Annotated in this window: 22 protein-coding genes; 4 read left to right on the top strand and 18 right to left on the bottom strand. The window is 66.6% G+C overall.

All coding sequences use genetic code 11. The annotated features are described in order from the left end of the window. Positions 1–13: 13 nt before the first annotated feature. From VK682_RS00415 to VK682_RS00400, 4 genes are all read right to left on the bottom strand, one after another. A complete protein-coding gene (locus VK682_RS00415) occupies positions 14–1,795 on the bottom strand; it encodes a phage terminase large subunit family protein (RefSeq protein ID WP_324781287.1) in 1,782 nt (593 codons plus the stop codon). Further along, positions 1,779–2,276 carry a terminase small subunit gene (locus VK682_RS00410; RefSeq protein ID WP_324781286.1) on the bottom strand — a complete coding sequence of 166 codons (498 nt, stop codon included), beginning with the start codon at positions 2,274–2,276 and terminating at the stop codon, positions 1,779–1,781. The genes VK682_RS00415 and VK682_RS00410 overlap by 17 nt, the downstream gene beginning before the upstream one ends. Positions 2,277–2,891: 615 nt before the next feature. Further along, positions 2,892–3,119, bottom strand: a complete 228-nt coding sequence (locus VK682_RS00405) for a hypothetical protein (RefSeq protein WP_324781285.1) — start codon at positions 3,117–3,119, stop codon at positions 2,892–2,894. Beyond that, a complete protein-coding gene (locus tag VK682_RS00400) occupies positions 3,116–3,352 on the bottom strand; it encodes a hypothetical protein (protein WP_324781284.1) in 237 nt (78 codons plus the stop codon). Before VK682_RS00400 ends, VK682_RS00405 begins: the two co-directional genes overlap by 4 nt. 305 nt (positions 3,353–3,657) lie before the next feature. Between VK682_RS00400 and VK682_RS00395 the strand changes: the two genes are divergently transcribed. From VK682_RS00395 to VK682_RS00385, 3 genes are all read left to right on the top strand, one after another. Then, positions 3,658–4,812, top strand: a complete 1,155-nt coding sequence (locus VK682_RS00395; RefSeq protein ID WP_089841988.1) for a phosphoserine transaminase — start codon at positions 3,658–3,660, stop codon at positions 4,810–4,812. Positions 4,813–4,919: 107 nt separating this feature from the next. Then, positions 4,920–6,515: a phosphoglycerate dehydrogenase gene (gene serA, locus VK682_RS00390; protein ID WP_089841985.1), complete on the top strand. Its 1,596-nt coding sequence runs from the start codon at positions 4,920–4,922 to the stop codon at positions 6,513–6,515. Positions 6,516–6,627: 112 nt separating this feature from the next. Then, positions 6,628–7,347 (top strand): metallophosphoesterase family protein, encoded by a 720-nt coding sequence (locus tag VK682_RS00385; RefSeq protein WP_324781283.1) that lies wholly within the window; start codon positions 6,628–6,630, stop codon positions 7,345–7,347. On the opposite strand, the gene VK682_RS00380 is transcribed toward VK682_RS00385, so the two are convergent. The 14 genes from VK682_RS00380 to ffh all read right to left on the bottom strand — a co-directional run bounded on the left by VK682_RS00380 (position 7,294) and on the right by ffh (position 18,406). After that, the gene (locus VK682_RS00380) at positions 7,294–9,066 is read right to left on the bottom strand and encodes a SulP family inorganic anion transporter (RefSeq protein WP_230794623.1); all 1,773 of its coding nucleotides are present in this window, start codon (positions 9,064–9,066) and stop codon (positions 7,294–7,296) included. The two genes, VK682_RS00385 and VK682_RS00380, sit on opposite strands and share 54 nt — an antisense overlap. 260 nt (positions 9,067–9,326) lie before the next feature. Beyond that, a complete protein-coding gene (gene rpmE / locus VK682_RS00375) occupies positions 9,327–9,548 on the bottom strand; it encodes a 50S ribosomal protein L31 (RefSeq protein WP_089841975.1) in 222 nt (73 codons plus the stop codon). An 11-nt stretch (positions 9,549–9,559) separates the two neighbouring features. Further along, positions 9,560–9,943 carry a 50S ribosomal protein L19 gene (gene rplS / locus VK682_RS00370; protein WP_089841972.1) on the bottom strand — a complete coding sequence of 128 codons (384 nt, stop codon included), beginning with the start codon at positions 9,941–9,943 and terminating at the stop codon, positions 9,560–9,562. A gap of 332 nt (positions 9,944–10,275) precedes the next feature. Next, positions 10,276–11,076: a tRNA (guanosine(37)-N1)-methyltransferase TrmD gene (trmD, locus tag VK682_RS00365; RefSeq protein WP_230794622.1), complete on the bottom strand. Its 801-nt coding sequence runs from the start codon at positions 11,074–11,076 to the stop codon at positions 10,276–10,278. Between the two features lie 48 nt (positions 11,077–11,124). Next, the gene (locus VK682_RS00360; RefSeq protein WP_324781282.1) at positions 11,125–12,222 is read right to left on the bottom strand and encodes a hypothetical protein; all 1,098 of its coding nucleotides are present in this window, start codon (positions 12,220–12,222) and stop codon (positions 11,125–11,127) included. A 230-nt stretch (positions 12,223–12,452) separates the two neighbouring features. Further along, complete coding sequence (gene rimM, locus VK682_RS00355; RefSeq protein ID WP_089841963.1) at positions 12,453–12,959, bottom strand: ribosome maturation factor RimM; 507 nt, start codon at positions 12,957–12,959, stop codon at positions 12,453–12,455. Positions 12,960–13,021: 62 nt separating this feature from the next. Further along, complete coding sequence (locus VK682_RS00350) at positions 13,022–13,810, bottom strand: MipA/OmpV family protein (protein ID WP_230794620.1); 789 nt, start codon at positions 13,808–13,810, stop codon at positions 13,022–13,024. Positions 13,811–13,928: 118 nt separating this feature from the next. Then, positions 13,929–14,312 (bottom strand): 30S ribosomal protein S16, encoded by a 384-nt coding sequence (gene rpsP, locus VK682_RS00345; protein ID WP_089841954.1) that lies wholly within the window; start codon positions 14,310–14,312, stop codon positions 13,929–13,931. A 42-nt stretch (positions 14,313–14,354) separates the two neighbouring features. Then, complete coding sequence (locus VK682_RS00340) at positions 14,355–14,660, bottom strand: chorismate mutase (protein WP_089841951.1); 306 nt, start codon at positions 14,658–14,660, stop codon at positions 14,355–14,357. Then, on the bottom strand, positions 14,653–15,258 hold the full coding sequence (locus tag VK682_RS00335) for a GNAT family N-acetyltransferase (protein ID WP_230794619.1): 606 nt from the start codon (positions 15,256–15,258) through the stop codon (positions 14,653–14,655). Before VK682_RS00335 ends, VK682_RS00340 begins: the two co-directional genes overlap by 8 nt. Beyond that, entirely contained in the window at positions 15,258–15,830 is a 573-nt protein-coding gene (locus VK682_RS00330) for a GNAT family N-acetyltransferase (RefSeq protein WP_089841945.1), read from the bottom strand. The genes VK682_RS00335 and VK682_RS00330 overlap by 1 nt, the downstream gene beginning before the upstream one ends. Further along, the gene (locus VK682_RS00325; RefSeq protein ID WP_230794618.1) at positions 15,827–16,357 is read right to left on the bottom strand and encodes a GNAT family N-acetyltransferase; all 531 of its coding nucleotides are present in this window, start codon (positions 16,355–16,357) and stop codon (positions 15,827–15,829) included. The genes VK682_RS00330 and VK682_RS00325 overlap by 4 nt, the downstream gene beginning before the upstream one ends. Then, positions 16,354–16,890 carry a GNAT family N-acetyltransferase gene (locus VK682_RS00320; protein WP_230794617.1) on the bottom strand — a complete coding sequence of 179 codons (537 nt, stop codon included), beginning with the start codon at positions 16,888–16,890 and terminating at the stop codon, positions 16,354–16,356. The genes VK682_RS00325 and VK682_RS00320 overlap by 4 nt, the downstream gene beginning before the upstream one ends. 1 nt (position 16,891) lies before the next feature. Continuing rightward, positions 16,892–18,406, bottom strand: coding sequence for a signal recognition particle protein (gene ffh, locus VK682_RS00315; RefSeq protein WP_089841936.1), 1,515 nt, complete (start codon positions 18,404–18,406; stop codon positions 16,892–16,894). A gap of 355 nt (positions 18,407–18,761) precedes the next feature. On the opposite strand from ffh, the gene VK682_RS00310 reads away from it, so the two are divergent. Further along, a complete protein-coding gene (locus VK682_RS00310) occupies positions 18,762–18,998 on the top strand; it encodes a hypothetical protein (protein WP_089841932.1) in 237 nt (78 codons plus the stop codon). Positions 18,999–19,099: the final 101 nt, after the last annotated feature.

Here is a 19,099-nt window from a genome sequence, read left to right as displayed (position 1 = left end):
AATGCGAGCTCTTTCAGGTCCTCCGCATCCAGCTTGACTGCAGCACCGGGCCGGGCCGTTTCGTCCTAGGCTGCATCTGGCCGAGTTCATCGCGCCGCGTGTCAGGGTTGATCGTGACCAGCTGGCGCGCGGCGACGGCGTAGACGGTGCAATCCAGCGCCTCGGCGCGTTTGCCGGGAATGCGTTCGAAGCTGCGCACCGGTTGGCCTCTGGAATACCGCACCACGGCGCGTTCCGATGCGAGCTGTTCATACCAGACGGCAGGCAGGGCTTCGGAAAAGCGCACATGCCCGGCGCGGGGCAGTCGGGCGAACAGCTGCGCCTTCACGGTATCGACCCCCACAATCCAGAGCCGGGCGCCGGTCTTGGTCTTGGAGCCTGCGCGTTCGATCACCGGGCGGTTGCCATGGGCGCCCTTGATCGCGGCGATCCTGCGCGCGGTGCGGCCACGGCAGAAGCTGGTAACGGTGTGCATGGTGGTGCCGTCGCCCGCGTCTATGGCGGCGGCGTCAATGCCGATCCTGCCGCCCAGCTGGTGCGGGAAGCGTTCGCTTAGCAGGGCGTCCAGATCGTGCCACGTCTCGTCCGCCTCGAAGCTGCCCCAGATCACGCGATGGGCGAGGATCAGCATGGCGCCCGATTCGGTCCAGCCGGTATAGGTCAGTTCCAGCCGGTCATGCTGCACATCGCAGCCCACGGTCAGGGCCAGAACCTCGGCGGGCACCGGATCCAGCCCGAAGGGTTCGGCGCGCGCGGCCAAGCTGGTTTCGTCCAGTTCGTCGCCGTCGCTGCGCCAGCCTTGGGCAAGGATCGTATTGACGAAGGTCTGCAGCGTGGTCGGATCGTCTTTCGAGGCGGCAAATTCTACCGCGAGTTTGCCCCATGCGGCATTTGCGTGAAGGCTAATCAGGGCATTCATGCGAAAGCCCGCGTGTCCCTGCACCTCGGGCCGGGTGGCGCGCCAGTGGCCTGCCGCGATCATCGCGGGCTTATGCCGTTCCTCGATCTGTGCGGCGCAATGGGGGCAGCGCCAGAAGGCCGACTCGGGCGCGCCCTCGGGCCAGCTGATCTGGTCCCATGTGATTTCTGAGAAGGCGCCGCAGTCGGGGCAGGGCACCTCATATACCCGCTGGTCGGACTGCGCATAGGCGCGCAGGACGTGGCTCGTTTCTTCGTGCACGGGGGTCGATCCCAGAACGATCTTGCGATCCGGGAAAGACAGGGTGCGACGTTCGGCCAGCAGCAGGGGCGAGCCTTCGGCGGTGGGGGCCATGCCGTCCACCTCGTCCATCAACAGAAACCGGACGTTGTGCCGGCGCAGGTTCCGCGGCGCCTTCGCGGCAACCACCTTGAGCGATCCGCCGGGGAAACGGCGCGACAGCAGCGTGTTGCGCCCGGCTTCGTCCAGATCGCCGCTCAGCGCCTCGGCCACAGCCGGGGAAGCGGCAAAGACCGGTTCAATGTCGGACACCACATAGTCGCGGCAATCGCTCTCAGCGGGCAGCAGGCAGAGAATGGGGGCGGGGTCATTGGCGACGAAGCTTGCAACGGCAGAGCTGAGAAGCGTGGTAAACCCGACGCGCACCGGCTTCACCAGCGTGACACGCTCGATCAGTGGATCCCCGATTGCGTCTGCGATCTCACGCTGAAAGGGCCAGAGGCGCACCGGGCCGGGCTGTGCGGTCACGCCTTCGGGCAGGTGCACTTCCTGTTCGATCCAGTCGGACAGGCGCAGGCGCGGCGGTGGCAGAAGCGCGCGCAGGGCCTCGGCCCGAACCTCACTCAGCCTTGTCATGGGCCAGTTCCTCCAGAGCGGTGCGAATTTCGCGGTCGAGTGCTGCCACATCGGCGGGCGTGAGTTGGGGCAGGGCGCTGCGAACACGCGAGGGAACGGCGAGGATGCGGGCGCGGACCTTGCGCAGCACCTCGGCCCATGTGCGCGTCACCTCGTCAGCCTTCACCAGTTCCCCGCGCGCCAGACCGTTCTTGAGCGCCTGAGCGTCTGCCTGTTCCTTGGCGAGCCGCGCGCGTTCGGCGGTAAGCTGCACTGCCTGATCGGCGGTGCCCCAGCCCGCCGCGATGCCGCGCAGGTGCTGGACATAGGCTTTCACGGTGGCCTCAAGGTCATAGGCATCATGGCCAAGATGCACGGCGATGCCGCGCTTTTTCAGATCGGTGAGCGCGCCGGACGACAGGTCGAGAAGTTCGCAAAGATCGCGCCCGCCGATGCGGGAAACCGCCCTGCCGTCCAAGGGAAGTTCGGTAAAAATCCTCATTATTTCTTACCCCTTAGCATTCTTTGCGTAGGCTAAACTCATGCGCTGTGCCGACCCGTATACGTTTGCCCTGGGAAGGACCCGCCGCAGCTGCCGAAGATCGTGCTCGATCTCGCTCTTCTCTTCGTGGAACCGCTCGGGCCTGCGGTGGTCAGGGCTGAGGCGCCGCACGCGCTGAACAAGATCCTCAAGGGCTTCTGAGACGTGCTGCCAGTCTTGTGCCTTCATCGTCGTGCCTCTCTCTACGTTCGAACGTTGCTCTCTAAGCCTCTCTGCTCATTGGAGAGGGTCGTTGTGATGGTCAGAAAGCGGGTTACTGCGGCAGGGGATGAAACCCCGCCTCCCGCCCTGACCACCGCGATCTTGCCTGCTCACCGGAGCCGGGCCGCCGCTTAGGCCAGACCTGCCTTTCCCTCGGCTCGGTCCGCTCTCCCATGTTCGCCGCCGTGAGGGTGGCAGCGGGGCCTTAGGGCTTGGAGAGACCGCCTGCGGCGGAATAGCTGCCCTTGTGCTGTGGCCCGTATCCCGGTAGCACTTTGATGCGGCGCCCCCGGCTAACCCGTGAAAGCCAGACGCCGCATAAGCCCGCCGTTGCGACCGGCGGGCTTTCTTGTTTCAGTCCTCGATCACGTTCAGCCCTTCGGGTGCGGTGCCCAGTTCGGACACCAGCCGCCGCATGATCTGCTCTTGCTTCTGAGAGGGGCGCCAAGCCGGGCGCTTGCCGTGCCGGGCGATGGATCGCACGAAGCCTTTCAGCCATTCGTCGGACCCGTCGGCCATCACGCGGCGCATCACGATGGGCCAGCGGAAGGTCAGCACCTCGTCCAATTCCTGCGCGGTCATGCCAGAGGCTCCCCATGCAGAATGCGGAAGATGGACGCTGACGCGGCATCATGGGCCAAATCGTCTGGCAGGCTTTCGAGGCTGCAGAAGGCAAGCGCGGCGCGCTCCTCCTCGGTCAGGTATCGCGCAAGGAGGAAGCTAAGCGCGCGCCATGCGGCTTCGTCGTTCAGCGTGAGGGCGTATCCCACTGCGCGGGCGATTCGCTTGTGTGCCGGTTTCGCGAATTCCGACATTGCCGACTTGATCGGTTTTGCGGTATTCTTGGCCCGCGAGAGTGTGACATTCTCAGCGATTTGAGCGCCGTTGCGGGGACCATCCGCAGCGGCGTTTTTCGTTGGTTTGTCCGAGACAAAGCGCGAACCTTCTGTGCCAGATTTGTGCCAATCGCCGCCGCTTGTTCGCGCAAAGTTCTGCTGAGGGGAAGGGGCACGTTCGGGCTTAGTGCAATGTTCACTTGCTATTTTTCCGGGGCAGGCGTAGTCCCGGCGGCGGGACACCCTTCCCCAACGAAGGGCGACTATCTGTAAGGTTAGGATACATGGCTAGACCCCAACCGGCTGCGCGCCCGGCCAATCCGCGCTTCTCTTCCGGCCCCTGTGCCAAGATCCCCCATTTCTCTGTCGACATGCTGTCCGACGCCCCGCTGGGCCGGTCGCATCGCGCCAAGGTGGGCAAGGACAAGCTCAAATCCGCCATCGACGGCACCCGCGAAATCCTCGGCATCCCCGAGGATTACCGCATCGGCATCGTTCCCGCCTCCGACACCGGGGCCGTGGAAATGGCCATGTGGTCGATGCTGGGCGCCCGCAAGGCCGAGATGCTGGCTTGGGAATCCTTTGGCGCGGGCTGGGTCACCGATGTGGTGAAACAGCTCAAGATCGACGCCGAGGTGAAGACCGCCGATTATGGCCACATCGTTGATCTGGCCACGGTCGATTTCGACAATGACGTGGTGTTCACGTGGAACGGCACCACCTCTGGCGTGCGTGTGCCGAATGGCGACGCGATCCCCGCCACCCGCGCGGGCCTGACCATCTGCGACGCGACCTCTGCCGCCTTCGCGCAGGATCTGCCGTGGGACAAGCTCGACGTCACCACCTTCTCCTGGCAGAAGGTGATGGGCGGCGAGGCGGCGCATGGCATGATCGTGCTCAGCCCCCGCGCGGTGGAGCGGCTGGAAAGCTACACCCCCGCATGGCCGCTGCCGAAGATCTTCCGCATGACCAAGGGCGGCAAGCTGATCGAAGGCATCTTTGTCGGCGAGACGATCAACACCCCCTCCATGCTGGCGGTGGAAGATTACCTCGTGGCGCTGGACTGGGGCCGCAAGGTCGGCGGGCTTGCCGGTCTGCGGGCACGGGCTGATGCCAATGCCAAGGTGCTGTGGGATTTCTGCGACCGTCACGACTGGATCGCCAATCTGGCCGAAGATCCGGCGACGCGCTCCAACACCTCCGTCTGCCTGAAATTCACCGATCCGCGCATCACCGATGGCGCCGCCTTTGCCAAGGCCGTGGCCAAGCGGCTGGAAACGGCGAACGTGGCCTATGACGTGGGCGCCTATCGCGACGCGCCTGCGGGCCTGCGCATCTGGTGCGGCGCCACGGTGGAGGCGTCGGACATCGAGGCGCTGACCCTCTGGCTGGTCTGGGCCTTCGAGACCGAGATCGAGGCGCTGGCCGCAGCGGCCTGACCCGGTGGCGGGGGAAACCCCGCCTCCTCCCTTTTTCCTGACTGACTGAGCCGCCGGGTGGATGCGTTCCGCCCGACCCCTCCCCTGTTATCAAAGGATCCCGCATCATGGCTCCCAAGGTTCTCATTTCCGACAAGCTGTCCGACGCCGCCGTGCAGATCTTCCGCGACCGCGGCATCGAGGTGGATTTCCGCCCCGAGCTGGGCAAGGACAAGGACGCGCTGGCCGAAGTCATCGGCCAGTATGACGGCCTTGCCATCCGGTCGGCCACCAAGGTCACGCCCAGCATTCTGGAACGCGCCACCAACCTCAAGGTGGTGGGCCGCGCGGGCATCGGCACCGACAATGTCGACAAGGAAGCCGCGTCCAAACATGGCGTGATCGTCATGAACACGCCCTTCGGCAACATGATCACCACCGCCGAACACGCCATCGCGCTGATGTTCGCCGTGGCCCGCCAGCTGCCCGAGGCCAGCGCCTCGACCCATGCGGGCAAGTGGGAAAAGAACGCCTTCATGGGCGTGGAACTGACCGGCAAGACGCTGGGCGTGATCGGCGCGGGCAATATCGGCGGCATCGTCTGCGACCGCGCCCGCGGGCTGAAGATGAAGGTCGTGGCCTTTGACCCGTTCCTGTCGGACGAGAAGGCCAAGACCATGCAGGTGGAAAAGGTCGATCTGGACGAGCTGCTGAAGCGCGCCGATTTCATCACCCTGCACGTTCCGCTGACCGACGGCACCCGCAACATCCTGAGCCGCGAGAATCTGGCCAAGACCAAGAAGGGCGTGCGCATCATCAACTGCGCCCGGGGCGGTCTGGTGGACGAGGAGGCGCTGGCCGATCTGCTGAAATCCGGCCATGTGGCGGGCGCGGGCTTTGACGTCTTCGCCGAAGAGCCCGCCAAGGAAAACCCGCTGTTCAACCTGCCCAACGTGGTCTGCACCCCGCATCTGGGCGCCTCCACCTCCGAAGCGCAGGAAAACGTGGCGCTGCAGGTGGCCGAACAGATGGCCGATTACCTGCTGACCGGGGCGGTCACCAACGCGCTGAACATGCCCAACGTCACCGCCGAAGAGGCGCGGATCATGGGGCCGTGGATCCGGCTCGCGGGCCATCTGGGCAATTTCATCAGCCAGATGACCGAAGAGCCGATCAAGGCCATCAACATCCTTTATGACGGCTCGGTTGCGGAAATGAACCTGCCCGCGCTGAACTGCTCGGTGATCGCGGGCATCATGAAGACCATCTCGCCCGAGGTGAACATGGTCTCCGCCCCGGTGATCGCCAAGGAGCGCGGCATCCAGATCTCGACCACCAATCAGGAACAGTCGGGCGCCTTTGACGGCTACATCAAGGTCACCGTGGTGACCGAAGAGCGCGAGCGGTCCATCGCGGGCACCGTGTTCAGCGACGGCAAGCCGCGCTTCATCCAGATCAAGGGCATCAACATCGACGCCGAGGTGGGCAGCCACATGCTGTACACCACCAACAACGACGTGCCGGGGATCATCGGCAAGCTCGGCTCGCTTCTGGGCGATCACAGCGTGAACCTTGCGAACTTCACGCTGGGCCGGGCCGCCAAGGGCGGCGAGGCCATCGCCATCGCCTATCTGGACGAGGCGCTGGATCCGTCCGTGGTCAAGGCGCTGATCGACACCGGGCTGTTCCGTCAGGTCAAGCCGCTGGAATTCGACGTGGCCTGAGCGCCTGCTCGCATGTCCAAGGGGGCGCCTTTCGGGGCGCCCTTTTTTATGGGTGGCAGGCGGCTTGCCCTTGCCGTCCCGCCGGGTCAAGTAAGGGCGGAAAGGAATCCGCATGACTCCCATTTTTGCCATTGGCGACATTCACGGCCAGATCGACCGCCTGCACGAGGCGCTGGACATGATCGAGCGCGACGCCGACCGCGACGCGCCGGTGGTGTTTCTGGGCGATTACGTGGATCGCGGCCCTGACTCGCGCGCGGTGATCGACACGCTGATGCGCGGGCAGGCGGAGGGGCGGCCATGGACCTGCCTGATGGGCAACCACGACCGCTACGTGCTGCGGTTTCTGGACAATCCGCTCTACGACGATCCGCAGACCTCCCGCCCGCTGCTCTGGACCGATCCGCCGCTGGGGGGGCGGGCGACGCTGGCCTCTTACGGGGTGGATGTGGGTGACCATCGCACGCTGACCGCCCTCCGCGACGACGCGGCAGAGGCGATCCCGCAGGCGCATCTGGACTGGATCGCGGCGCTGCCGCGCCTGCATGAGGCGGATCACCAGATCTTTGTCCATGCCGGTCTGCGCCCGGGCGTGCCGCTGGACGCGCAGGCCGAAGATGACCTGATCTGGATCCGCAAGCCGTTCCTTGAGACAGAGCACGACTGGGGCAGGCTGGTGGTGCACGGCCATACCGCGCTGGATTTCCCGCAGCTTTACGCCAACCGGCTCAATCTGGATGGCGGGGCGGGCTATGGCCGCCCGTTGTTCCCCGCGCTGCTACTGGGCCGCGAGGCCTTCCTGCTTGGCCCCGGGGGCCGCACCCGGCTGTAGCGCGCACCACGCGTCATATTGCGACAGGAACACGCGGCCCGTCAGGTCGTGCAGGAAATGCGACCGCTTGAGCCGGTCCATCACCGGGCCCTTCACCTCGGTCAGGTGCAGGCTGATCTGCATGTCCGACAGGCGGCGGTTCACCTCCTCCAGCGTTTCCAGCGCGCTCATGTCCACCTCGTTCACCGCCGGAAACATCAGCACCACATGGCGCAGGTCGCGGCATTCGGCGACGCGGTTCAGGATATACTCCTCCAGAAACCGGGCATTGGCGAAATACAGGCTTTCATCCACGCGCAGCGTCAGCACGCCGGGCAGGGTGTCGACCTTGTGGCGTTTGATGTTGCGGAAATGATGGGTGCCGGGCACCAGCCCCACCTCGGCCACATGCGGTTTCGAGGTCTTGTAAAGATGCAGGAAGATCGACAGCACCACCCCGGCGGACACGCCGATTTCCACCCCGACCAGCAGCGTGGTGACGATGGTGGCCAGCACGGCGGCAAAATCTAGCCGCGAATAGGTCCAGCTGCGTTTGAGGATGGAGAAATCCACAAGGCTCAGCACCGCGACGATGATCGTGGCGGCCAGCGTCGCCTTGGGCAGGAAATACAGCAGCGGCGTCAGCAGCAGCGCCGCCAGCAGGATGCCCACGGCTGTGAAGGCGCCAGCGGCGGGGGTTTCCGCACCCGCGTCGTAATTCACCACAGACCGCGCGAACCCGCCGGTGACCGGATAGCCCCCCGTCAGCGCCGCCGCCACGTTGGAGGCGCCCAGCCCGATCAGTTCCTGATCCGGCACGATGCGCTGGCGTTTCTTGGCGGCGAGCGTCTGCGCCACCGACACCGATTCGACAAAACCGATGACCGAGATCAGCAGCGCGGGCAGCAGCAGCTGGCGCCAGAGCGCGGGATCGGCGGAAGGCGGGGTCAGCGGCGGCAGGCCCGTGGGCACGGTGCCGACGATGGCCACGCCTCGGTCATGCAGCCCAAGCCCCCAGACCGCCAGCGTGGTCACGGCCACGGCGGCGACCGGCCCGGCCTTGGCAAGGATGTCCGCCGCCCGCGCGCCCAGCCCCAGGCGGCGCAGCAGCGGCTTCAGCCCGCGCCGCACCCAGAACAGGAAGGCGACGGAGGCGACACCGATCCCGAGCGTGATCAGGTTGGTCTGCGGCAGATCCCGCGCCAGCGCCAGCAGCGTGTCCAGCAGGGTATGGCCCTCGGCGCTGACCCCCAGAATATGCTTGAGCTGTGACGCGGCGATCAGGATCCCCGAGGCGGTGATGAAGCCCGCGATCACCGGATGGCTAAGGAAATTGGCCAGAAAGCCCAGTTTCAGCACGCCCATGGCCAGCAGGATCGCCCCGGACAGGAAGGCGAGCGTGCCCGCCGCCAGCGCGATCTGCGCGGGATCGGTCAGGCCCAGTTCGCCGATGGCTGCGGCTGTCATCAGCGACACCACCGCCACCGGCCCCACTGCCAGAGCCCGCGAGGTGCCGAAGATGGCATAGGCGACCAGCGGCAGGATCGACGCGTAAAGCCCCATTTCGGGCGGCAGCCCCGCCAGCAGCGCATAGGCCAGCGATTGCGGGATCAGCATGATGGTGACGATCAGCGCCGCAACCAGATCCGAGGTGGCGGTGTCGCGGTTGTAGCGGCTTGCCCAGTCCAGAACGGGAAGCGCGCGTCGCAGACCGGCGCGGGACAGGCGGGGGAGGGGCATGGTCAGACTCCTGCGCTGCGGCAGGGGGGGCCTGCCGGGATGCCTCCTTCATATATTCATTCTATGGAATTTGTGAAGCCGGAAACGCATGTTCCTGAAAATGGCTTGCAGGCGGGACGCTGTCCGCCATCTGACGCTGCTGGCAGAACGGGAATCCTTGGTCCAAGGACGCCCGGCTGTGTCAGGCAAACCGATGCCCGCAAAAGCAAAACGCCGCCCCCGGAGGAGCGGCGTCTGCAAAAAACGCGAAGCGCGTGGGATCAGAAGCCCAGACCTTCGTACTTCTTCTTGAACTTGGTGACGCGGCCACCGGCATCCATCAGGCGCGAGGAGCCGCCGGTCCATGCCGGGTGCACGCTGGGATCGATGTCCAGCTGCATCGAATCGCCTTCCTTGCCCCAGGTGCTGCGGGTCTGGAAGACGGTGCCGTCGGTCATCTTGACGTCGATGACGTGATAATCGGGGTGAATGCCCTTTTTCATGACGTGGCTCCTTATGCGCCGGCGCCGGCGAGCGGCTTGTAATTGGTCTGCTCGGCGATACGGGCGGATTTGCCGCGACGCTCGCGCAGGTAATACAGCTTGGCGCGACGGACCTTGCCGCGGCGCACCACCTCGATCGTGTCGATGTTGGTGGAGTAGAGCGGGAACACCCGTTCCACGCCTTCGCCGAAGGAAATCTTGCGGACGGTGAACGAGGCCGCGATGCCCTTGCCGTTCTTGCGGCTGATGCAGACGCCTTCATAGGCCTGCACCCGGGTGCGGGTGCCTTCGGTCACCTTGTAGCCGACGCGCACGGTGTCGCCCGGCTTGAAATCGGGAATGGTCTTCCCGAGGGCGGCAATCTGTTCCGCCTCGATCTGTTCGATCAGATTCATCTGATCTTCTCCTGAGCTGCTCACGGTTGTCCCGTGAAGGTGTCGAGGTTCCAGAGCTCCGCGCCTTCGTTCGGGTCCGCCGCAGCGCCCGCCGGAGTTGGACAACGTATTTTCCGTATCAGCGTCCGTGATCGTGCCGGGCGCTCTGCCGAAGGTGCAGGGCAGGGGACGAAACGAACGAATCCGCAGCCCCGGACGGGGACGCGGACCTGCGCCGTATAGGCGCGGCGCGGGGGTGTTTTCAAGGGAAAACTGCGGGTTTTGGCGGGGTCTGGCCGGTGAGGGGCGCTGCCCCTCACACTCCCCGGGATATTTGCGGTCAGAAGAAGGGGCTAGCCGCCGCTGCGGTCCAGATGTGCCTGCCACAGGTCGGGGCGGCGGGCGCGGGTCAGCGCCTCTGACTGCTCGCGGCGCCAGCGGGCGATGGCGGCGTGATTGCCCGACAGCAGCACCTCGGGGATGGCATGGCCCTGCCAGTCGGCGGGTTTGGTATATTGCGGATGTTCCAGCAGCCCGTTGGAAAAGCTTTCCTCTTCGGTGGAGGCGGCATTGCCCAGCACGCCGGGCAGCAGGCGGATCGTGGCGTCGAGCATCATCTGCGCCGCGAGTTCGCCGCCCGTGAGGACAAAATCGCCCAGCGACACCTCAAGGATGCGGTAATGGTCGATCACGCGCTGGTCCATGCCCTCGAACCGGCCACAGATCAGCGTGGCGCCGGGGGTCTGGGCCAGATGCTGCGCCATCTGCTGGTCAAAGCGGCGGCCCCGTGGCGAAAGGTAGATCAGCGGCGCGCGCGGGTCGATGCGGGCGCGGGCATGGTCGATGGCGCGCCCCATCACATCGGGGCGCAGCACCATGCCCGCGCCGCCCCCGGCGGGCGTGTCATCGACATTGCGGTGTCGGCCCTCGCCGAACTCGCGCAGCGGGATGGTGTCGAGCTGCCACAGCCCGTCCTGCAGGGCGCGCCCGGTCAGCGACAGGCCCAGCGTGCCGGGAAAGGCTTCGGGAAACAGCGTCAGGATCTGCGCGGTCCAGGCCCGTGCCAGGGCGGGCCTGTCCGTCATCAGCTCGCGCGGGGACAGGCTGGGGCGGATGGTCTTGCGGCCTTGGGCGCGCGCGGGGGTGTCGGTCATGGCGGCGGATCCTTCCTGCGCCTCCTCTAGCCGGGGCGCGGGGCGGGCTCAAGCCGGGGGCAGCAGGTAATCCACCGGTTCGGGGGCGGCGCAGAGCCCGCCATCCAGCTGCCATGCGGGGCGGGGCAGGGGGGCGCGCCCGTCATAGACGTCAAAAAGCCCCACGGGATCGGGCAGGCGCGGGCTGTCGGTCTGTTCGACGAGCCGGTCGAGCAGCCGCGCGACGTCCGGGGCGCTGCCCGCGACCTGATCGGCGGGGTCGAGCCCCAGCGCGCGCCCGGAATAGCGGCCCGCGCCCCAGTTCGCGAGGATTTCATCCAGCCGGGGCAGCACGCAGGAGTCGATGACGACGCCCTCCTGTGCCAGCCGGTGCAGCAGCAGCGCCACGCTGGCGCGGTGGCAGGTCAGCTGGCGCCCGCACCACAGCGCGGCATTGCGCTGTTCGGCCCGGGCGGGATCAAAATCGCAGATCACCTTGTGCCAGAGATCGGGATCGGGACGGTCCAGCGCCGCAAGCTGGTCGATGAGGCTTGCGGGGCGCGGGCTGGACCAGAGCCGCGAGGTGGCCTCGAACGCGGCGCATTGCCGGTCCCATGCATCACGGCGGCTGGTGATGGCGGCGAGCCGGTCGCGCAGGTCGAGCATGGCATCGGGTCTGCGGAAGGCCTGCGCCAGTTCCCCGGCCTTGCCCGGTGCGGCCCGCAGCAGCGCCACCAGCAGCCAGAGCCCGCGCAGATCCGCGCTGCCCGGATCGGACAGGTCGCGCCAGCCCTGCGTGGCCAGCGTGCTGGCGATGATCCGGCCAAGCGCATGGGCTTCGGTTTCCGGCTCCTGCGCCCAGCCACGGTCTGCCAGAGGCGGCGAGGCCAGCAGCAGCGGCGTCAGCTGGCGGCGGATTTCGGCGGGGCTGGGACAGTCAGGCAAGGGGACCGGGCTGTTGGCGGCGAGCAGCTGCAGCTTGCCCGGATTGGCGCGGGAGGTGCTGCGCGATCCCAAGAGAGCGCCAATCGCCACGGCCCAGCTGAGCCCCAGCAGAAGCGCGAGGTCCAGCGTCGCCAGCGGGGCGCCGTCGGGAAGCAGCGCCATGGCAAGCGCCGGGGTCAGGGCCAGACTGGCCCAGAGAGTGTTACGCATCGATGTGGGCATGTGCCGTGGCTCCGGCTGCTCGGACATGGCGGGAATGCCGATCGAATGTGGCGAAAACCAGGCGGGGTCGCGGCCATTCCGCGTAAAGGTGCCGCTGCGGCACCCATGCTCTGATTTCTGCGGAATTGTCTGCAATCCATAACCCAAAAATTAGGCACCGTTGCGGGGGCCTGCGGTGCAGGGGTGGTGGGTCCGGGAAAGGCGAGTCGCCCTTGGCCTGCGGCGCGAGGTTACTCCAGCAGACCTTCGGGCGGGTCGGCGACAATGCGGCCCGCCGTCAGATCCACGGTCGGCACCACGGCCAGCGTGAAGGGCAGCAGCACGCTGCGCGCCTCGCCTTTCAGCTGCACTTCCAGCAGGTCGCCCGCGCCGTGGTTCAGCACCGTCTTGACGCGGCCCAGTTCGGCCCCGCCGGTGTCATGCACGGCAAGCCCGATCAGGTCGGCATGGTAGTATTCGTCATCGGGCAGCGAGGGCAGGCGGTCGCGGGGCGCAAACAGCTTGAGCCCGCGCAGCGCGTCCGCCTCTTCCTTGCTGCGGATGCCCGACAGGCGCGCGGCAAAGCCGCCGCTGACGGGGCGGGTGATCTGCACGTCAAAGCTGCGGCTGCCATCTTCGGAGGTCAGCGGCGCATAGTCCGCAATCGCCTCCGGATCGGCGGTAAAGCTTTTTAGGCGCACTTCGCCATGGACCCCGAAAGCCCCTCCGATTGCGCCGACGCAGACCTTGTCGCTCACCCGTGCCTCCCCGTGTCCCGATGCGTCTGGATAGACCAGAGCACCGGGCAATGGCAATCGCGTCAGAACCGCAGGCGGAAGGTGCGGGTCAGACCCAGCCGCACGCCCCACTGGTCGTCGCTGCCCGCTTCCACGATGGGGCTGTCTTCGGCATCGTTCATGTAGCGGTCATAGGTCAGCGCGCCTTCGACGCCCCAGTCGTCATTGATGCGGTAGCGCGCGCCCACTTCCACCCCGGCGGAGAGCAGCCCGCCTTCGGCATCATAGGCGCCCAGCGAGGAGGACGCCGCCTCGGACGGGCTGACGCCGAAATAGGTGTCGGCATAGCCGTCAGAGCCCCAGAACAGGCGCGGGCCCGCGCTGAAACGCCAGCGGTCATCGGGGCGGTAGATCAGGTCCATCCCGGCCTCGCCGACCCAGGATTCATGGCCGCCAAAGCCGCGGCGCGCATCCAGGAAGGCGTAGAAATTGTCGGTGCCGTAGCCGACACCCAGACCCAGTTCGACTGCGTCATCGATGTCGTCAAGGCCGCGCAGTTCGTCAAAATCGCTGCTGTCGCGTTCGCCGATATAGCGGAACGCGCCATGCACGTTGAAGCCCAGCGATTCGGCCCAAGGATCGGCGCTGCCGAAGCCGCTGCCGTCGTTCAGCTGCAGGCTGTTGAAGCGGAAGCCCAGATCCGGCGCGGCGCTATACTCGTCCGAGCCGAAATATTCCGGGGTGGAGGCGACGCCGCCGCGCAGCGTGAAGGTCAGGCCGGGGCCATCCGACGGTGCGTTTTGCGCAACTGCGGCCCCGGAGCCAAGTGCCAGCGCAAGCGCTGCAGCGGAAGTCAGGCGGGAAAGGGTCATGGGCGGCTCCTGCAAGGCGGGCGGATCAAGGCGTTGATCTGCACATAGCATGGCCGCGGGCATGGGAAAGGCGCGCGGGGCCAGCCCGCGCGCCTTTTTGTCAACTGTTGCCGCAGGATTACTCGGCGGCGTCTTCCGCGGGGGCGGCAGCGGCTTCGGCAGCAGCGGCAGCCTTGGCGGCCTTGGCATCGGCGCGCTCTTTGGCGGCCTTGCCCGGGACGGCTTTCTTGGGGTTGCTGCGCTCGGTCTTGGCGACCAGACCTGCGGCTTCAAGGAAGCGGGCCACACGGTCGGTGGGCTGCGCGCCCTGGGTCAGCCAGTACTGCACGCGCTCCACATCCATGATGATGCGGCGTTCGTCATCCTTGGGCAGCAGCGGGTTGTAGGTGCCCAGCTTTTCCAGAAAGCGGCCGTCGCGCGGCATGCGCGCATCGGATGCCACGATGGCATAGTGGGGGCGCTTCTTGGAACCGCCGCGGGCGAGTCTGATCTTCATGGCCATTTTGGTGTCTCCTTTTAATGGCGTTGCATGACGGACGGGCCGTCAGGATTGGTGTTGTTCGTGGTGCTTGATGACTTCCTGAATGATGAAATTCAGGAATTTCTCGGCGAACTCGGGATCCAGATCCGCCGTGTTCGCCAGATCCTTCAGCCGCGCGATCTGCTGTTCTTCCCGCGCGGGATCGGAGGGGGGCAGGTCATGCGTGGCTTTCAGCAGCCCCACCGCCTGCGTGTGCTTGAACCGTTCGGCCAGCGTGAAGACAAGGATCGCATCCAGCCGGTCGATGCTGTGGCGATGCTCTTTCAGAAGCGCGGCGGCGCGCGCGACGGGATCTTGTGGTTCAGTCAATGGCCCAGCCTTTCGGTTTGAACAGGGGGTCGATGTAATTGGCGATTTCCATGTCGATGCCATGGGCCAGCTGGCTGCCGCGCAGCGCCTCGGGCGCGGGGTGGCGGTAGACCACGTCGCTGCCATCGACGCCGGGGGCAGAGGCGTCGCGCCGCGCGCCCAGCCGTTCCGCCAGCCGGATCGATTCAAGGTTCTTGGGATCGATGTAGCTGACCGCGCCGGTCCAGCCCGCCACGTCATAGAAATACTGCCGCACCCGCTGCGTGGCCTCCAGCGCATAGCCGCGCCCGCCCCGGTCGGGCCAGATGATCCACGCGATTTCCCGCTCCGGCCATTTGGCGGGGAACCAGCCGCCCGCCATGCCCACGGTTTCGCCGCTGTCGCGCAGATGCACCATCCACATGCCGAAGCCCCGGATCTGCCAGTGGCCGATCTCGGCGGCATAAAGCATCCACGCCTCATAGGCATTGAGCGGCCCGCCCATGAAGCGCGACCGGTAGGAGGCGAAGGTGGCCTTGAAATCGGGGTAATCCTGCGCCTCGGGGGCGCGCAGGACCAGCCGCCGCGTGTCCAGAACGGGAATGTCGCGCAAAGCCATCACGCCACCTCCGGCCGGTGGCGGTAGACGCAAAGCTCTGCATCGCCAAGGCTTTCCTCGGCGGCGGCGTCGCGTTTGGCGCCCAGACGGCGCATCAGCGCCCGGGCGCGGGCATTGGGCTTGGTCACGCAGGACACCACGCTGTCCCAGCCCAGATCGCCAAAGGCATGGCCGCGCGCGGCTTCCATCGCCTCGGTGGCATAACCCTGACCTTCGGCGTCGGCGCTGAGGATCACGCGCAGCTCCGCCTCGGGGGTGTCGTGGTCATAGCCCAGCAGGATGAACCCGGCAGAGGGGCGGGTTTCCGCGTCGATGGTCCAGAGCCCGTGCCCATGCAGCAGCCACAGCGCGGTATGGCTGGTGAACGCGCCCCAAGCCTGCGCGCGGGAATAGGGCCCGCCCATCAGCGCGGCGCGGTCCGACATCAGGATCGCGGCATAGGCGTCAAAATCATAGATGCGCGGCGCGCGCAGTTGCAGCCGCCGGGTGTCCAGCACCGGCAGGCGCCCGCCCAGACGGGCGGCGGCACGGGCGGCGGGGCCCGGACGGTGGCGTTCGCAGGGGGCGGTCATGCCAGCACCACCTCCGGGCCGGGATGGCGGAACAGCATGTCCTCGCCCATGTGGTGGTTCTGGTAGGTGCGTTCGTGCACCGCGCCCAGCCGTTCGGCCAAGGCGATCGACCTTCTATTGCCCGGCACGATGTTCGAGGTCAGCGTGGTCAGCCCCAGATCGGCATAGGCATAGCGCCGCGCACGCTCTGCCGCCTCGCGCGCGATGCCTTGGCCTTCGTAGCCTTCGAACACCACCCAGCCCAGTTCCGGCTCGGGCCAGCCTTCGGGATTCCAGATGCCGCAGATGCCCGCAGGCGTGCCGCTGTCCTTCATCTCGATGGTGAAATAGCCGTAGCCGCGCAGGTGCCAGTGCCCGACGTTCAGCGCGAACCAGCGCCACGCATCGCCGCGATGGTCATAGCCGCCAAAGCCGTCAGACCGGCTGCGGTCCAGCAGAAAGGCGATCATCGGCTCGGCATCGCGCGGCTCTGGCCCGCGCAGGATCAGCCGGTCCGTGACCAGACGGGGGGCGGAAACAAGGCTCATGCGTAAGCCTCGGGGCTGCCATCGGTGTCGGGCGCGTGCCGCCAGACCACGGTGTCTTCGGGGCCGTCGCCTTCGGGCAGGGCCGCGTCGGGATCATGGACCGCCCCCAGCCTGCGCGCCAGCGCGACCGAGCGGGCATTCTCCGGCGTGATGTAGCTGACCAGCGTCGCGAACCCGGCCTGCCAGCCCCAGCGCAGCGCGGCCAAGGCGGCCTCGGTCGCGTAGCCCTTGCCGTCATGGCCGTCAAACAGCAGCCAGCCGATTTCGCGCTCGGGGAAATGCGGGGGCTGGGTGATCGCCACCTGTCCCACCAGCGCGCCGTCCTGCGTCGTGATCGCCCATGCGCCGTGGCCCATCAGATCCCAGCTGCCCACTTCGGAGGCAAAGCCATACCAAAGCTGCGTGCGGGTGTTGGGGCGCCCCATGAACGCTGCCCTGTCCGTCGCATAAAACGCCTCCATCGCCGCCATGTCGTCAAGGACATGGGGCCGAAGGCGCAGGCGCGCGGTGGACAGGACGGGGGCGCTGCGCATCTTACTTCTTCTTGCCAAAGCCGCTCAGGCCGGGGGGCAGGGCGCTGCCGCCCATGCCGCCCATGCCGGGAAGACCGCCGGGCATGCGGCTGCCCATGGCCTTGGCCGCAGCCTCCATCGCCTTGGGGTCCATCTTGGACGGGTCCATGTCGGCGGGCATGCCGCCTTTGCCGAACATGCCCTTCATGGCCTGTTTCAGCATGCCGCCCTTGCCCATCTTGCCCATCTTTTTCATCATGTCGGACATCTGGCGCTGCATCTTCAGCAGCTTGTTCAGATCGGCCACGTCCATGCCCGCGCCCGCCGCGATCCGCTTCTTGCGGCTGGCCTGCAGAAGCTGCGGATTGGCGCGTTCCATCTTGGTCATGGAATTGATGAGCGCGACCTGCTGGCGCAGGATCTTGTCGTCAAGCCCGGCCTCGTCCATCTGCTTGGCCATCTTGCCGGCGCCGGGCATCATCTGCATCATGCCCTGCAGGCCGCCCATCTTCATCATCTGCTCAAGCTGCATCTTCAGGTCGTTCATGTTGAACTGACCCTTCTGGAAGCGCTTCATCATGCGCTCGGCCTGTTCGGCCTCCAGCGTCTGCTGCGCCTTCTCGACAAGGGCGACGATGTCGCCCATGCCAAGGATGCGGCCCGCGACCCGGTCCGGTTCGAAGGTCTCGAGCGCGTCCATCTTTTCGCCAAGGCCGACGAAGCGGATCGGCTTGCCGGTGATCGCGCGCATGGACAGGGCGGCACCGCCGCGCCCGTCGCCATCCATCCGGGTCAGCACCACGCCCGACACGCCGATCTTGTCGTCGAATTCGGTGGCGACGTTGACGGCGTCCTGACCGGTCAGGCCATCGACCACCAGCAGCGTTTCGCGCGGGTTCACCGCATCGCGCACCTGCGCCGCCTGTGCGATCAGATCGGCATCGATATGCAGCCGCCCGGCAGTGTCGAGCAGATAGACGTCATAACCGCCAAGGCTCGCCTGCGTCTTGGCGCGGCGGGCGATGGCGACGGGATCCTCGCCCTTGACGATGGGCAGCGTGTCGACGCCGATCTGCTGGCCCAGAATCTGCAGCTGTTCCATGGCGGCGGGACGGTTCACGTCCAGCGAGGCCATCAGCACCTTCTTGCGGTCGCGTTCCTTCAGCCGCTTGGCCAGCTTGGCGGTGGTGGTGGTCTTGCCCGAGCCCTGCAGACCCACCATCAGGATGGGCGCGGGGGCGTTGTCGATGCGGAGCGCGCCCGGATCGCCTTCGCCGGTCAGCACCGCGATCAGCTCGTCATGGACGATCTTGACGACCTGCTGGCCGGGGGTCACGGAGCGGGTGACCGACTGGCCGGTGGCCTTGCGTTCCACCGCCTTGATGAAGTCGCGCGCCACGGGCAGCGACACGTCGGCCTCCAGCAGGGCGACCCGGACCTCGCGCAGGGCGGTGCGGACATCGTCCTCGCTGAGGGCACCCTGCTTGGTCAGCCGGTCGAACACGCCGCCAAGGCGATCGGAAAGAGTCTCGAACATGGGTCTTCCTCTGGTCCGTTCCGTTTGCTTCTGCACCCCCAAGATGGGGCGCGCGCGGCGTTTCGCCAAATCCATTCGCCAAAGCGGAAATGCCTCCGTGGGCGCAACGCGCTGACGGAGGGCGATCCCGGGCATGGCCCATGGGACCGGAAGGCATGAAACTTCCGGCAATCGCGCGGCTCTTACGCCGGGACGGGCGCCGAGTCAACCGCCGAGCCTGCGGCGGGGTGCTGGCAAAAGTGGCACATTTCCACCGATTTCCCCGCCTGCGCCGGAATGGGCCGGATTCGCGCTGGCCCGAAAAGCGTTTTGGCGTTATGTGGGACTCGAAGTTCCTAATTTTGGTAGGTGACATATGACCCTGAACAAACTCTTCGCTTCCGCGGCCCTTGCTGGCCTGCTCGCCTCTTCCGCCGCCTATGCTGGCAGCCCCGCGCCGGTCGTGGTGGAAGAAGACCCCTATGCGGTCGTTCCCGTTGCCGCGGCTCCCGCGCCCAACACCGCACTGCTGGTTGCTGGCGGCGTCGCCGCGCTGGCCCTGATCGCGGCCGCTTCGGATTCCGACTCGTCGTCCTCCTCTTCCTCGGACTAATTCCGCAGGAAAGACGGGGCGCGGCAGTCTGACTGCCACACCTCTTTCTGCGCCCGGCTCCGGCCGGGCGTTTTGCGTTCTGCTCTTTACCCTGTCCGCGG

Source organism: Salipiger marinus, assembly GCF_035481585.1.
GTDB classification, from domain to species: Bacteria; Pseudomonadota; Alphaproteobacteria; order Rhodobacterales; family Rhodobacteraceae; genus Salipiger; species Salipiger marinus.
This window is presented reverse-complemented; position numbering and strand designations above follow the sequence as displayed.